Origin of the sequence: Algoriphagus hitonicola (assembly GCF_900113375.1) — a bacterium.
Classification (GTDB): Bacteria; Bacteroidota; Bacteroidia; order Cytophagales; family Cyclobacteriaceae; genus Algoriphagus; species Algoriphagus hitonicola.
In genome coordinates this window covers 22124-38176 of sequence record NZ_FOPC01000013.1, presented here as the reverse complement: position 1 = coordinate 38176, position 16053 = coordinate 22124, and the positions used below count along the sequence as shown (strand labels likewise).

Annotated in this window: 11 protein-coding genes; 6 read left to right on the top strand and 5 right to left on the bottom strand. The window is 43.9% G+C overall.

Going from position 1 to position 16053, the window contains the following annotated elements:
- Window positions 1-9 precede the first annotated feature (9 nt).
- The 3 genes from BM043_RS15955 to BM043_RS15945 are packed head-to-tail and all read right to left on the bottom strand — an operon-like array spanning window position 10 to window position 4082.
- A complete protein-coding gene (locus BM043_RS15955; RefSeq protein WP_092793475.1) occupies window positions 10-249 on the bottom strand; it encodes a hypothetical protein in 240 nt (79 codons plus the stop codon).
- Window positions 246-662 carry an OsmC family protein gene (locus BM043_RS15950; protein WP_092793473.1) on the bottom strand — a complete coding sequence of 139 codons (417 nt, stop codon included), beginning with the start codon at window positions 660-662 and terminating at the stop codon, window positions 246-248. The genes BM043_RS15955 and BM043_RS15950 overlap by 4 nt, the downstream gene beginning before the upstream one ends.
- A gap of 42 nt (window positions 663-704) precedes the next feature.
- Entirely contained in the window at window positions 705-4082 is a 3378-nt protein-coding gene (locus tag BM043_RS15945) for a methylmalonyl-CoA mutase family protein (protein ID WP_092793471.1), read from the bottom strand.
- Window positions 4083-4522: 440 nt separating this feature from the next.
- On the opposite strand from BM043_RS15945, the gene BM043_RS15940 reads away from it, so the two are divergent.
- The 4 genes from BM043_RS15940 (at window position 4523) to BM043_RS15925 (ending at window position 9857) form a co-directional block, all read left to right on the top strand.
- Window positions 4523-5869: a sugar porter family MFS transporter gene (locus BM043_RS15940; RefSeq protein ID WP_092793469.1), complete on the top strand. Its 1347-nt coding sequence runs from the start codon at window positions 4523-4525 to the stop codon at window positions 5867-5869.
- Window positions 5859-6734, top strand: a complete 876-nt coding sequence (locus BM043_RS15935; protein WP_092793467.1) for a PfkB family carbohydrate kinase — start codon at window positions 5859-5861, stop codon at window positions 6732-6734. The genes BM043_RS15940 and BM043_RS15935 overlap by 11 nt, the downstream gene beginning before the upstream one ends.
- Before the next feature lie 191 nt (window positions 6735-6925).
- The gene (locus tag BM043_RS15930) at window positions 6926-9241 is read left to right on the top strand and encodes a TonB-dependent receptor (protein WP_245753060.1); all 2316 of its coding nucleotides are present in this window, start codon (window positions 6926-6928) and stop codon (window positions 9239-9241) included.
- A gap of 13 nt (window positions 9242-9254) precedes the next feature.
- A complete protein-coding gene (locus BM043_RS15925) occupies window positions 9255-9857 on the top strand; it encodes a hypothetical protein (protein WP_092793465.1) in 603 nt (200 codons plus the stop codon).
- Window positions 9858-9933: 76 nt separating this feature from the next.
- Here the strand turns inward: BM043_RS15925 and BM043_RS15920 are convergent, their stop codons facing one another.
- A complete protein-coding gene (locus tag BM043_RS15920; RefSeq protein ID WP_092793463.1) occupies window positions 9934-10440 on the bottom strand; it encodes a hypothetical protein in 507 nt (168 codons plus the stop codon).
- A 122-nt stretch (window positions 10441-10562) separates the two neighbouring features.
- Between BM043_RS15920 and BM043_RS15915 the strand changes: the two genes are divergently transcribed.
- Complete coding sequence (locus tag BM043_RS15915; RefSeq protein WP_092793461.1) at window positions 10563-12155, top strand: ATP-dependent DNA ligase; 1593 nt, start codon at window positions 10563-10565, stop codon at window positions 12153-12155.
- Window positions 12145-14604 (top strand): ligase-associated DNA damage response DEXH box helicase, encoded by a 2460-nt coding sequence (locus BM043_RS15910; protein WP_092793459.1) that lies wholly within the window; start codon window positions 12145-12147, stop codon window positions 14602-14604. The genes BM043_RS15915 and BM043_RS15910 overlap by 11 nt, the downstream gene beginning before the upstream one ends.
- On the opposite strand, the gene BM043_RS15905 is transcribed toward BM043_RS15910, so the two are convergent.
- Complete coding sequence (locus tag BM043_RS15905) at window positions 14601-16049, bottom strand: TrkH family potassium uptake protein (protein WP_092793457.1); 1449 nt, start codon at window positions 16047-16049, stop codon at window positions 14601-14603. The two genes, BM043_RS15910 and BM043_RS15905, sit on opposite strands and share 4 nt — an antisense overlap.
- Window positions 16050-16053: the final 4 nt, after the last annotated feature.

Here is a 16053-nt window from a genome sequence, read left to right as displayed (position 1 = left end):
TTTCTGAAATTATAAATTTTCCAATTGCTCACGAAATGTTTTTCCCATTTCCTCAAATCTTTCGACCACTTTTTTGAAAAAATCCCCCGTTAAAAACTGCTCAAGATCAGCCTCCTCCAGCACATCCATTTCACTGAGTTTGAAGGTCTGCTCCAAGGGTCCCAACTCAAATTTCAACAGGTATTTATTGTTCCAGGAGAAGATACTGATCCGTACATCCTCCTGAACCAATTCTTTGACTACTCTCATAATGCTTTTTTGACTTCCGAGGAAAAGGTCACCCGTGACTTGAGTGAGGAAGAAACCGAGCAATATTTTTCTACCGACAGCGCTACCACTTTCGCAAACTCCTCTTCGTTGGCATTGGGCGAGACCAAAATGAATTTCAGATGGATATCGGTATAAAATGCAGGAATTCCTTCATTTCGAATCCCTTCTACTTCCACATAAAAATCCAGGATTTCCTTTCGCTTCTTTTTCATCATCAGTACCGCATCCACCGAGGCACAACCTCCCAGGGCAGAAAGCAATAAATCCATGGGCGATTGGGCTCTTTTGTCAGGAGCATCATACATGTCGATCTGCACTTTATTTCCCTGCTGATTGACCGCTTCGTATTCATAATCCGCCTTCATTCGGACGGTGACATTTCGTTTTGACATGGCGTTATTTTAACCTTTATTATTTTAGCTTAAACGGACAAATTACATATTTCTGCGGTACTGCCCGCCCACTTCATAAAGTGCCCGAGTAATTTGGCCAAGCGAACAAAACTTTGCCGCTTCCATCAATCGCTCAAAGACATTTTCATTATTTACCGCTGCCTTTTTCAAATTCATTAATTGCTCCTCTTCCTTGCCTGCATAGGCCTTGTGAAGTTTATTCAGTGTTTGGATCTGAGCCTCTTTTTCCTCAGAAGTAGCGCGAATCACTTCACCTGGTGTGACCGTAGGAGAACCGTCACTTGCCAAGAAGGTATTCACTCCGATAATCGGATATTCGCCGGTATGTTTTAGCATTTCGTAGTGCATGCTTTCTTCCTGAATTTTACCGCGCTGATACATCGTTTCCATCGCGCCGAGTACGCCTCCCCTTTCTGTAATCCGGTCAAATTCCAAGTAAACCGCCTCTTCGACCAAATCCGTCAATTCCTCAATAATAAATGCCCCTTGGAGCGGATTTTCATTTTTGGCCAATCCCAATTCTTTATTGATAATCAGCTGAATAGCCATCGCACGTCGAACCGATGCTTCAGTAGGCGTGGTGATCGCTTCATCGTAAGCATTGGTATGCAGGGAGTTGCAATTGTCATAAATCGCATAAAGCGCCTGAAGTGTCGTCCGAATATCATTGAAGTCGATTTCCTGGGCATGCAGGGATCGGCCCGAAGTCTGGATATGGTACTTCAGCATTTGCGAACGCTCATTGGCACCATATTTCAATTTCATCGCTTTGGCCCAAACCCGTCTCGCTACACGACCAATCACAGCATATTCCGGATCGATTCCATTGGAGAAAAAGAAGGAAAGATTGGGTGCAAAATCATTGACATTCATCCCACGGGAAACGTAGTATTCCACATAGGTAAATCCATTGGATAAAGTCAGTGCCAACTGGGTAATCGGATTGGCACCAGCCTCAGCGATGTGATAACCCGAAATGGAAACCGAATAGAAATTTCGAACCTTTTGTTCAATGAAATACTGCTGCACATCCCCCATCAGTCTCAAGGAAAATTCGGTGGAGAAAATGCAGGTATTCTGGGCCTGATCTTCTTTTAAAATATCCGCCTGTACAGTTCCTCTGACTTTGGAAATGGTATCGGCTTTGATTTTTTCATACACCTCCTTGGGTAAAACCTGATCTCCAGTCACTCCCAAAAGCATCAATCCCAAACCATTATTTCCTTCGGGAATGGCTCCCTTATAACTGGGTCGATCGATTCCTTTATCCTTATAAATAGCCTCTATTTTTTGATTAACCTCTTCCTCCAGTCCATTCGCTTTAATATACACCTCGCACTGTTGATCGATGGCAGCATTCATAAAAAATGCGGTCATCGTCGCTGCAGGGCCATTGATCGTCATCGAAACTGAGGTCATCGGATCAACTAGGTTGAAGCCGGAGTATAATTTTTTGGCATCATCCAGACAACAAACATTCACGCCGGAGTTACCGATTTTCCCATAGATATCCGGCCGGTAATCCGGATCTTCTCCGTAAAGCGTAACTGAATCGAAGGCTGTAGAAAGCCGCTTGGCAGGCATGTCTTTGGAGACGTAGTGAAAGCGCTTGTTGGTTCGCTCAGGCCCACCTTCACCTGCAAACATCCGTGTCGGATCTTCTCCTTCTCTTTTGAATGGGAAAACACCCGCAGTGTAAGGGAATTTACCCGGTACATTTTCCCGCAAACCCCATTTCAGTAATTCTCCCCAAGCTTCATATTTTGGCAAAGCGACTTTTGGGATTTGAGAATCCGAAAGGGAGCGATGATGGGTTTTTACCTTGATCTCCTTGTCACGAACTTTGAAAATGTAATATTCTTCTTTGTATCGAGCCGCTTCTTCCGGCCAATCCTCCAACCATTTTTTGTTTTTCGGGTCCAGATTTAGCTCGACTTGGGCATAAACTTCCTGAAGTTCTTTGGCAAGTCGATCTTTGTCCTCAATGCCGGTAGCTTGGATAGTTTCTATGGATTTTTGGATACTATAGAGTTGCTGCGCAATTTCCTTTTGCTCCTCTACCCACTGATCATAATTTCGGTTGTTTTCAGCGATTTCACTCAGGTAGCGTGTCCGGGCTGGAGGGATGATGTAGATTTTCTCGGAACTTCCCGCGGTAAGCTCAAATGTGCTTTCCCAGTTGGAAAACTTCTCGTTTACCTTTGAGATAATCGCCCGATAGAGCTGATTCATCCCGGGATCATTAAACTGAGAGGCAATCGTTCCAAAAACAGGAATATCCTCGTCACTCGTTTCCCAGAGATTATGATTTCGCTTGTATTGTTTTTTGACATCCCGAATCGCATCCAAGGCACCTCGCTTGTCAAACTTGTTGAGTGCAATCACATCGGCAAAATCCAGCATGTCGATTTTCTCCAATTGGGAAGCGGCTCCGTATTCTGGAGTCATCACATACAGTGAAAGATCCGAATGCTCGATGATCTCAGTGTCGGATTGTCCGATACCGGAAGTTTCCAATATCACCAAGTCAAACCCCGCAGCCTTGACCGTATCCACGGCATCCTGCACATAGCGCGATAGCGCCAAATTGGACTGACGGGTAGCCAAAGAACGCATAAAAACCCGCGGATGATGGATGGAATTCATCCGAATCCGGTCACCAAGTAAAGCTCCACCAGTTTTTCGCTTGGAGGGATCTACCGAAATGATAGCCAGACTTTTATCCTCAAAATCCATCACAAATCTCCGAACCAATTCATCGACTAGCGAGGATTTTCCGGCACCGCCTGTTCCGGTGATTCCCAAGACGGGAACGGTTGAATGTTTACTTTTCTCCCGTACTTTCTCCAAGATGGTTTTTGAGTTTTCCGGGAAATTTTCAAAAGCAGAAACCAAGCGGGCAACCTGCGGAATGTTTTCTTTTGATAACTCAACTGACTCTGAAACTTGATCTCCGATGGGAAAATCACATTTGGAAACCAAGTCATTGATCATTCCCTGCAAGCCCATGGAGCGGCCGTCATCGGGAGAATAAATCCGGGAAATTCCATACTCATGCAATTCCTTGATTTCCTCGGGAAGAATAGTTCCTCCACCTCCACCGAAAATCCGAATATGTCCGGCTCCTTTTTCTTGGAGCAAATCATACATGTACTTAAAAAACTCTACATGTCCGCCTTGATACGAAGTAATGGAAATGGCCTGCACGTCTTCCTGAATGGCGCAGTCTACGATCTCCTGAACAGATCGATTGTGCCCCAGGTGAATCACCTCGCATCCGGTGGATTGGATGATCCGACGCATAATATTGATCGCAGCATCGTGCCCGTCAAAAAGGGAAGCCGCTGTGACCATTCGAATGTGGTTCTTGGGTTTGTAAATTTCGACTTGGGTAGTCATATGGTTGGGTTTATATACGTTCTACGAATAAAAGAGCAAAGGCCGCTAAAAACCTGATGCTTTTTCGCCTGCGAATATAAGAAATAATGAAAAGGCGAGGGGTCAAAATTCGCGCAAAAACAAAATATTATTTGGTTGGTCAGTAAGCTTGTTGAAAAGCCAATTCACTCTTTGCTCTCAAACCTGCGATTATAGTTAAATTATTGCTCCGACTTGAGTAGAGCAAAAAGCACCATTCTTTTCTCCACTACATCACCCGATCATTCCTGAAAGCCTCTAATAAAAAGATCATTTTCCGATTCTTTGCTGGAGGTCAACAGGCTTTTCTACTACAGCGTTTACTTTTTCAAAAACCAAATCACGGATCGAAATTTCGAACCTTGGTTTTGAAATCCTCGGCTTCTTTTTAGTTTAGTAAAATATTCAATCCCAAAAAATCCATGGCATCCAATAAATACGTCTTTTTTGTTTCCATTACAGCGGCTTTAGGCGGCTTTTTGTTTGGATTTGATACAGCGGTAATATCGGGTGCCGAGCGTGCGATTCAGGAAGTTTGGATGCTGAGTGACTGGATCCATGGTTTGGCTATTGCTTCTGCGCTATACGGGACGGTGATCGGGGCGATATTTGGAGGCATTCCAGCAGATCGATGGGGCCGAAAGAAAAGTTTGCTCTGGATTGGGTTGCTGTATTTTGTCTCCGCAGTAGGCTCCGGACTGGCCTGGGACGTGACTTCTTTTACTCTTTTTCGATTTATCGGAGGTTTGGGAGTAGGCGCATCTTCGGTGGTCGCACCGATGTATATTTCTGAAATTGCTCCTGCAAAAAACAGAGGTTTATTGGTCGCCCTTTATCAATTCAATATCGTTTTCGGAATTGTGGTCGCTTATGTCTCCAATTATTTGATCGGAACGGCGGGATTACCCGAGGATTGGAGATGGATGCTGGCAGTGGAAGGCATTCCGGCTTTGATTTACAGTTTGATGATCTTCCGAATTCCAGAAAGCCCGCGTTGGTTGATTTCCAAATTCAATGATCAAGCACAGGCTAGAGCCATTTTAACCCGAACCGATCCCGAAGGCGTGGACGAATCCATCCGCCTCGCTATTGCCGAAGAAAAACTGGAAAAAGCCAAGGGCAGTTTCTCGGCGCTTTTCAATAAAAAATACTTCTCCAGCACCTTGCTTGCGGTAATGATCGCCTTTTTCAATCAGGTTTCTGGAATCAATGCTATCATTTATTTTGCACCGCGGGTCTTTGAGATGGCTGGAATATCGACCGAAAATGCCCTCATCTCTACCATCGGAATCGGAATCATCAATCTGTTTGGGACCTTTCTCGGACTCTACCTCATCGATCGTCTCGGGCGAATAAAACTCATGTACATCGGTTCTTTCGGATACATCATTTCACTTTCCCTGATGGCCTACAATTTTCTGGGTCCGGGAATCCCTTCCTTTTGGCTACCAATCTTTGTTTTTGGATTTATACTTTCCCATGCGATTGGGCAAGGATCCGTGATTTGGGTATTTATTTCGGAAATGTTTCCTAACGAACTCCGAGCTTACGGTCAGTCCCTGGGTTCCTTTACGCATTGGATTTTGGCTGCTGTAATTGCAAACGTATTCCCTTTCTTTGCCAATCAATTCGGTCCGGGTTATATTTTCGCTTTCTTTTGTTTGATGATGGTCGGACAGCTGATTTGGGTGCGGTTCAAAATGCCTGAAACCAAAGGAAGATCACTGGAAGAAATTCAAAAAGATTTACATGCTAATTATGTCAGATAAAGTCGTTGTTTTCGGAGAAATGCTCTGGGATTGCCTTCCCAGCGGAGATGTGGCCGGAGGTGCTCCCATGAATGTGGCGCTAAACCTACATCAGCTGGGGTTGGATACCCAATTAATTTCTGCCGTCGGTACTGATGATTTGGGCGAAAAACTGCTCAACTTTTACCGTGATTATGGGATTTCTGACGAACTGATCCAATTAAAGTCAGATCAGGAAACATCCAGAGTTTTGGTGGACAGTTCGGATCGGGAAAACATCAAGTACACGATCCTCTCCCCTGTCGCCTGGGATTTTATCAGTCTTACCGAAGAAAACAAAAAGGCGGTAAAATCAGCCAATGCCTTCGTTTTCGGAACTTTGGCGGTAAGGAATACCACCAGCTTAAAAACCCTCCTAGATCTGCTTCACTTGGCCAAGCTTCGAATTTTTGACGCCAATTTAAGACCCCCATTCTATGATTTTGAAGTGATCGAAACACTTTTAGCCTACACCGATATTCTAAAAATCAACGAAGACGAATTGGTCGCTTTTGCCGATTATTTCAATACCTCGGCCGATCCCAAAATCCTCTGTGAATTTCTAGACAAGCACTTTCCGGTAGATTTGATCTGTATCACCTTGGGTTCCAATGGAGCGATGATTTACCAAAAGGGAGAATTTTTTCATCATCAGGGTTATAAAATCCAGGTTCAGGATACCATTGGCGCAGGAGATGCATTTTTGAGCGGATTTATCAAAATGTACCTCGACCAGAAATCTCCTCAGGAAATTTTGGATTTTTCTTGCCGAATCGGGGCTTTTGTTGCCGCGCAGAATGGTGGTACCCCTCGATATCAATTAGCCGATATTTTAAAGATTCGATGATTTTTAATTCGGGCTTTGGCCAAAACAAAAGCCTTGCGGATTAGATTTTTCCCGATAGAAATGCCGTATTCTAAACAAATTGGCTGATTTTAAGACTGGAGACTCTTCCTTTTTAAAGACCATTTATCCCTTTTTGCAACTTTGTTTCACTTTTTGTGGTTTAATCTCCAAAAGCCCTCTATTTTTGCATTGTGAAGAAACAAGATATTTCAGCATTATTATTCACCATAGGTCTTTTCCTTGTCCTAAGCGCATTTCCCGCTCATGCGCAAAATTGTAATTTTTCTATCCGAGGAAAAGTTATCCATTTGGAAAACAACCAATCCATCCCAGGTGCCTACATCTGGATCGAAGAAGTCAAGAACGGAGCAATCACCGATGACGATGGAAACTTCATCATCCGGGACCTTTGCGCCGGGACTTATACACTGAAAATCCAATTTTTGGGTCACAAGGAAATCATCGAGACCATCACGCTGGAAAAAGGCTCATTTAATAAAACCTATCGTTTGGAAGAGGATTCCATGGAATTGGAAGGAGTAGAAATCCACGGCCATCAAGACGCTATTCAGACGACGACTGCCATTCAGGCGCTTTATGGTGAGGAGCTCTTGGAGTCCAGGGGTGAAAATCTTGGCGAAAGCCTCAAAAGAGTCGCCGGAGTGACCACCTTTTCTACCGGAAACAGCATCGCCAAACCAGTCATCCACGGACTTCACTCCAATCGGATTATGATTCTCAATAATGGAATTCGTCTGGAAGGACAGCAATGGGGAGCGGAACATGCCCCGGAAATTGACCCCTTTTTGGCAGATGAGATCACGGTAATTAAGGGTGCAGAAACTGTCCGTTTCGGTCCTGAAGCGATGGGGGGAGTAATCTTGGTTTCTCCTTCAGATTTACCCACGAAAAAAGAACATAAAACTGACCTTCACCTTCTCGGTGCAAGTAATGGTCGAATGGGAAACATCTCCTTGACCCACACTGGAGGTTCGGAAAAAATCAAAGGTCTCGGTTACCGAATTCAGGGATCAGCCAAAAGAGGCGGCACCATCCAAAGTCCAAATTATTATCAATCCAATACCGGAATCAGCGAACTCAATTTTAGTGGAACGCTGGGCTATTCCAACAAAAAGCTTGGGACAGAACTTTACTACAGTTATTTCAACAGTGAATTGGGAATATTACGGGATGCGCATACCGGAAATCTCTCGGATCTTCAGAGCATCATCGAAAATGGCAGGCCATTTACCGAAACGGATTTCACCTATGATATCGATAATCCCAAGCAAAAGGTTATTCACCATTTAGCGAAATTCAAATCACACTACCACCTCAACTCCAATTGGAAAGCCAATCTTCAGTATGGATTTCAGCTCAATGAGCGTCAGGAGTATGACCGAAGAAGAGGAGAATTAAATACCCGGCCGAGTTTGGATTTGCAGCTGTATACCAACACGCTGGATTTGTTTGTGGACCACACTCATCCCAATGCTTTTAGCGGAACCTGGGGATTGAATATCATTCAACAAGCCAATACAAATGTTCCGGGCACAGGCGTGACTCCCTTGATTCCGAATTATGACATGGTCAATCTCGGAATTTATGGAATGGAAAAATTTTCCAAAGGCCCGCTGGAGATCGAAGGAGGCATTCGATATGATTTTAGAAATGTAAAAACGGCCAGATTCATCAATAGAGAATTGGAAAGTGCGGATTTGAATTATCAAAATTTCACGGCTTTTCTGGGCGCGTATTATCAACTTTCCAAGACGATTACCCTTTCGAGTAATCTAGGGTCAGCGTGGAGACCGCCCAATGTAAATGAGCTTTTTTCCCAAGGGCTTCATCATGGAGCTGCAGCAGTAGAAATCGGTGATCAAAACCTAGAATCCGAAAAATCCCTCAAGTGGGTGAATTCATTGGAATATTCCACCAACAAAACAGTATTGGAACTGACAGGCTATGTCAATTCGATTGGAAATTACATCTACCTCAATCCGACGGGAGAAAACTTTGTCAGTCTCAGAGGCACATTCAATGTCTATGAATACCTCCAGGCCAATGCACTCTTCTACGGGATTGATCTTTCGGGCAGTCATGAATTTACAGGTAAGTTGAGTGGGTATTTAAAAGGTTCCATCATCCGGGCTCGAAACACCGAAACTGATTCATTTTTCCCCTTTATCCCCTCTGACCGCATGGACTGGGGAATGGCATACCGATTGAATGGTACAGGTAAAACACACAAATTCACCTTAAGCAATTTGCTGGTAGCAAGACAGCAACGTGAGCCCGATTTTGACCTTGCCCCTGCCCCTCCTGCATACGCATTGTTCAATTTTGCCTACTTACAGCAATTGCAATTAGGGGAAAACAAGCTGAATGTCGGCCTACAGGTCCAGAATATTTTCAATACTTCCTACAAAGAATACATGAATAGATTCCGATACTTTACCGATGATATCGGTCGAAATATTTTACTTAAAATCAATTACCAATTCTAATTAAACACAAACAATGAAAACCTATCACAAACTACCCATCTACGTATTGTCAGCGTCTCTATTTGCTTTTGCTTCTTGTGAAAGTGAAGATCCAGTAATAGAAAATGAAGAAGAAGTCATCACCGACATCAATTTGAATTTTACCGAATTGGATGAATCCGGAAATGAAGTGGGAACTACCCTTACGTTTAATGCTTCTGATGCAGAAGGAATTGAAGTGGGAGATGCTTTGACTGCGGACGATATCGAATTGGAAACTGGCAAAACCTACCGATTGGATATCGAGGTATTAAACGCAATCGAAAATGAAGATATCACTGAGGAAGTTCTCGAAGAAGGTGATGAGCATCAGTTTTATTTCTTGGGATCAGCTTTTGAAGGAAGCTCCGCTCCACTTACCTATGTCTATGATGACGAAAGCGGAGAGTTGATCGGGGTGAGTGGCATCGTCACGGTATCCTCCAGTCCCGGATTTAACAATGCTCAGTTTAGAGTAGTGTTAAGACATGATTTGGACAAAAACTTCCCAGGCGCCACAAATCCTAATTTCTCCAACTTTACTGAGGCTGGTGGTGAATCTGATCTCGACGTAACTTTCCCTTTGATTTTGAATTAATAGGAAAATAAGCTCAATAAAAAAACGGTCTGGAGTAATCCAGGCCGCTTTTTCGTTTTTAAGAATATTGAGATAATCAATAATTCTTTCCGCAAACTGCCATTTCATCCAGTTTGAAATCTGCCCCGGCATTCAAACCGATATTTCCAGCTGCCAAAATCACCTCATAGTCGGGACCATCTGCCGCCAAGTGAACTTTGATATGTCCGTCAAAGCCTGAGACTTCGTCAAAAGTTAACCGACTACCGTCAGAAAGCTGCTCCAATATCGTACTGCTTTTCAAATTCGAAGCGCTTACCGGATCTAGCATAAAGGCGATTGGGGTATCGGCTTCGGTGTAATTTCCAAAATGAAGATGCGCCGGATAATTCGTTTCTGAGTCTCCCCTAGCCCCTTCCAGCTGAATCGTCAATTCGAGATTTCCCCCGATGAGTTCTTTCACCATCGCTTTTCCCACATAGTCAAACTCAGAAGCTTGATAAAGTTGGTATTCGACAGCTTTTCCGGTATATTTTTCAGATTCCTGATCCGTGCAAGACCAAAGTCCAGCTAGCAAGATCATTCCAAGGATTAACTTTTTCATAGGTTCCAAGTTTTCAATTCTTAACGGTCAGGACTTCTGCCCTGTTCGATTTGAATCTAAATTTATTCATTAAAGTAGATTTTAATAGGACTTTGGTCACTTTAAGTAATTAATTTCCCCTCATGAAGGAATTTGCCGAGCTCATTACCCAACTCGATCAGTCAAATAAGACCAAGGATAAACTGGAGGCCCTTCATTATTTTTTTGAAAAAGCGCCAGCTAGAGACAAAGTGTGGGCAATCGCATTATTTTCTCATAGACGCCCAAAAAGACAGGTTTCCACCCGACAACTGGGTGATTGGTGTCTGGAATTAGCCAATATTCCGCGTTGGCTCTTTGACGAATCCTATCATAGTGTGGGAGATTTGGCAGAAACGATTGCCCTTTTGCTGCCACCTCCCACACAAAAATCCGATATCAGCCTGAGCGATTGGATTCAAGCGCTTTCTGATCTCAAAGAAAAAGATGATGAAAATAAGAAAAGCTTTATTGTCAACTCATGGCAGCAACTGGACAGGCAAGAGCGGTTTGTATTCAATAAAATCATCACCGGAGGTTTTCGTATCGGAGTCAGTCAAAATTTAATTTATCAGGCTTTGGCCAGTTTTCTGGATCGGGACAAAGCCGATATTGCCTACGCTCTGATGGGCAACTGGGATCCGACCTCAATTAGTTTCGAGCAGCTTTTTGATCAATCTGAGCAGGAAAAAGACCGCTCAAAACCCTATCCTTTTTTCCTCGCTCATCCGCTCGAAAAAAATCCCGAGGAACTAGGCCCGTCAGAGGAATGGCAAATCGAATGGAAATGGGACGGTATCCGCGGGCAATTAATTAAGCGAGAGGGTGAAGTATTTCTCTGGAGCAGAGGGGAAGAACTCGTCAACGATAAATTTCCCGAACTGATGAATTTAGGAAAAAACCTTCCCGACGGCGTCGTGCTTGATGGTGAAATTCTAGCATTCAAAGACGGTGGTCCGCTCCCATTCAATCTGCTTCAAACCCGAATCGGTCGAAAAAATGTAAGCAAAAAAATTCTCTCAGAGGCTCCAGTAAGCTTTTTGGTCTATGATCTGATCGAATATCAAAATCAGGATTACCGAAGCAAACCTTTAGTAAAAAGACGGGCTTATTTGGAGCAACTTGTAGCCAATCATTCTCATCCTCATTTGGAAATATCTGAACCGCTGTCGGCCAGAAATTGGGAAGAATTTGCTGAAATACGGGAAAAATCCAGAAGCTACTTCGCCGAAGGTCTCATGCTTAAAAAACTGGATTCTCCCTATGAAGCGGGCCGAAAAAGAGGCAATTGGTGGAAATGGAAAATCGAGCCTTTGACCATCGACGGAGTGATGATTTATGCACAGAAGGGACACGGCAGAAGAGCGGATTTGTACAGTGATTATACTTTTGCGGTTTGGGATGGTGATCAATTGGTTCCCTTTGCCAAGGCTTACTCCGGCCTCACCGATGCAGAGATGCGCGAGGTAGATCAGTTTGTAAAGAAAAATACCCGAGAGCGATTTGGACCCGTACGAACGGTGAAGGCTGAATTGGTTTTTGAAATTGCTTTCGAGGGAATTCAAGACAGTCCGCGTCACAAAAGTGGGATTGCCTTACGCTTTCCCCGTATTTTGCGCTGGCGCAAAGATAAACCCAAAGAAGAAGCCAATTCCCTGGAAGATCTCAGAGACCTGTTAAAATTGTATGGAGGATAAAGCCTTAGAAGTTGGACTAGCTTATTTCAAAAGTAAAGGCTGGGAGATTTTTCCATTTCAGCTGAAAACCTGGAAGGATTATTTAGCGGGAAAATCAGGCCTGCTCAATGCTCCGACAGGTTCGGGAAAGACCTTTGCCCTGTGGTTTCCCGTGATTTTGGATTTTATCCGAACCCATCCCGAAAGCTGGCAATCCAGCCGAAATAATGGCCTACAGCTCATTTGGGTCACGCCGCTTCGGGCACTTTCCCAAGACATCCAAAAAGCCATGCAGGAAGTCTGCGATCAAATCGGTCTACCTTGGCAAGTTGCCGTAAGAAACGGCGATACCGATGCCAAAACCCGGGCAGCCCAGAAAAGAAGACCTCCGGAAGTCCTGATCACCACACCTGAAACACTGCATGTCCTGATCGCCCAAAAGGACCATGGTACGCTCTTCCAATCCCTGCAAACAGTGGTCGTGGACGAATGGCATGAACTGGTGGGAAATAAACGAGGAGTACAAGTTCAACTTGCACTGGAATACATACAATCTATTTGTAATCAACGCTTTAAACGATGGGCTGTTTCGGCTACCATCGGAAACTTGGAAGAAGCGGCAAAGGTACTTTTGGGAGCAGAACTGCCATTGAACATTGTTAAAGCAGACATCCAAAAAGAAATTATTCTTCATTCGGTTTTCCCGGAGGAAATCGAAAAATATCCCTGGTCAGGACATTTGGGAATCCGAATGATGGATCAGGTCATTCCCATCATCGAAGCTGGCAAAACCGTTTTGCTATTCACCAATACTCGATCACAAACGGAAATTTGGTACCAAAAGCTTTTGGAAGCAAGACCGGACTGGGCGGGGCTGATCGCCATGCATCACGGCAGCTTGGATATGACGGTTCGTGCCTGGGTGGAGCAGGCCCTGCATGAAGCAAAACTCAAACTGGTGGTTTGTACCTCTAGTTTGGATTTAGGTGTAGATTTCAGGCCTGTGGATCGAGTGATCCAGATTGGTAGCCCAAAAGGTGTTTCGAGATTTATACAGCGCGCAGGACGCGCAGGACATCAGCCGGGCCTGCCCTCGGAGATCTATTTTGTCCCGACCAATTCTTTGGAGCTCATCGAAGCGGCAGCTTTGAGAGAAGCCATCGATGCTGGAGAGATGGAATCCCAATTTGCTCCTATCCTGCCCTATGACGTCTTGATTCAGTTTCTAGTGACCTTGGCTGTGGGAGAAGGTTTTGACCGAAATAAAGCCTTCGAAATCGCCAAGAGGACCTTTTCTTTTGCTTCGCTAAGTGAAGAAGAAATGAACTGGATGATGGATTTCGTTACCATCGGAGGAAACTCGCTGGGCAGCTATGAGGATTTTCTAAAGGTCAGCCGGGATGAAGACGGGCTTTACCGAGTCAAAAACAAACGCATTGCTATGAAACATCGGCTTTCTATGGGTACTATTGTTTCGGAAGCCATGATGAAAGTCAAATTTAAAAATGGAGCCTACTTGGGCAGTGTGGAAGAATATTTTATCACCAAAATGAAAATCGGTGATCGCTTCTTTTTTGCGGGACGCAGTCTCGAACTCCTTCAAATCAAAGATTTAAATGCCATCGTGCAGCTATCCGAAAAAAAGACATCCAATGTGGTCAGTTGGATGGGTGCCCGGATGTCTCTTTCCTCCAAGCTTTCAGAACAGATTTTACAGATTTTTCATGCCTATAATCAAGGCATTTATCGCTCTGAAGAAGTTCAACGTGTTTTGCCCATATTAGAATTACAAAGCCGCCTTTCCATCGTGCCTGATGATCGGACCTTTCTGATTGAATCGCATCAAAGTAAGCAGGGCTATCATTTATTTTTTTATCCCTTCGAGGGCAGAATGATTCATGAATTGATGGCGGCTTTGATTGCTTATCGGATTTCTACCAGCTTCCCGGTCACGTTTAATATGGCCATGAATGATTATGGATTTGAACTGCTTTCCGATGAACCCATCCGGATCGAGGAAATTTTAGAAGAGGATGTCTTTACGCTAAAAAACCTCGAAGAGGACGTGCTACACTGCATCAATGAAAGTGAGATGTCTAGGCGTAAATTTCGGGAAATAGCCAGTATAGCCGGTTTGGTTTTTCAGGGCTATCCGGGAAAGCCCATGACATTTAAGCACGTTCAATCCAATTCCAGTCTGCTCTTTCAGGTTTTTGAGCAATATGATCCAGAAAACCTGCTGCTCAAGCAAGCACGCTATGAAGCGATGAATCAGCAAATGGATCAGGATAAGTTGATTAAGGCCATGAAAAAAATAAACCAACTCCAGATGATCGTGAAGCATCCGGTTCAGTTTACCCCGTTCTCTTTTCCAATTATGGTAGATCGATTAAGCCGCACAACGATTTCATCGGAAAGCCTTGAAGACCGAATTGCCAAGATTCAAGCCCAATTTACGGTGTTGGACTAATTGGCTCTCCAAAAGAATGGGGTAAATAAAATCAGAATAGTAAACAGCTCCAATCGTCCCAATAGCATAATAAAGGAAAGGAAAATTTTAGCTGCTGGAGAAAAGAAAGCAAAATTATCCACAGGTCCCACCTCTCCAATGCCAGGTCCGACATTGGCCAAACAAGTAGCCACTGCTCCCAAGGATGTCGCCAAATCATAGCCCAAAAAGGACATCACCAAAGATCCCAAAACAAAAGTCAATAGATAAATAAGGAGGAAATTCATGATGTGAGTAATGATTCTTCCCGTGACTCGATCTCCATTAATCATCAAAGGGACTATTGCTCTTGGATGCACCAATCGCTTAAACTCCAGCCAGGAATTCTTAATAAAAGTCAAGTGCCTGACAAATTTTATCCCACCGGCGGTAGAACCCGCAGATCCGCCTAAAAATAACATCATGAAAAATAAAAATGTGATCCCTGCGCCATACTGTGTATAGTCGTCAGTTACAAATCCCGTGGTCGTGACCACAGAAACGACCTGAAAAAGGGACTTTCTAAAGGCAAGTTCGAAATCAACCCCTCCCTTGGCAAAAATAAAATAGGATACAATCACTGAAAGCCCCAGAAGCGAAAAGGCATAAACCTTAAATTCATCACTTCTCAAGACGCGTCTGAATTTCCCAATCAAACCAAAGTAAATAATGGTAAAGTTAGTACCTGCCAAAAACATAAAGAAAATGGCGACATATTGGATAAAGGCAGAATCATAAAAAGCCATAGAAGCATTCTTGGTCGAAAAACCACCCGTGGCCAAGGTGGTCAAGGCGTGATTGATCGCATCATAAAACGACATTCCTCCAACCCAAAACAATAAAGTAGCTACCAAAGTCAAACCGACATAAACGTACCATAGCCGCTTGGCGGTTTCTGAAATTCTAGGGTGAACTTTATCCGAAGTAGGTCCAGGGGATTCCGCCACAAAGAGCTCAATTCCTCCGATTCCCAAAAGCGGAAAAATCGCTACTGTCAAAACGATAATTCCCAAGCCGCCAACCCACTGTGTCATACTTCGCCAAAACAACAGCCCCTTTGGTATTACTTCTATATCGGTCAAAATAGAGGCTCCTGTGGTCGTCAGGCCAGACATAGTCTCAAACAAGGCATCATCGAAGGTTAAAATCTCCTTGCTCAAGATGTAGGGAAGCATCCCAAAAAGCGTCATAAACACCCAGCTGAGTGCTACGATCAGATATCCCTCTCGTTTGCGGATATTTTGGTCCTGCTTGGAAAATGAAAAATAGGCTATTCCACCCACAACAGAAGAAATGCAAATCGACACTAAAATCGGCCAGGGATCTTCTCCATAATAGATTGAAAAAATTACCGCCGGAACCATCAAAATTGCCAGAAGTCCAAGTAGGGCTCCCATGATTTTGGCGATTTCCTTAAAATGGATCATGGAT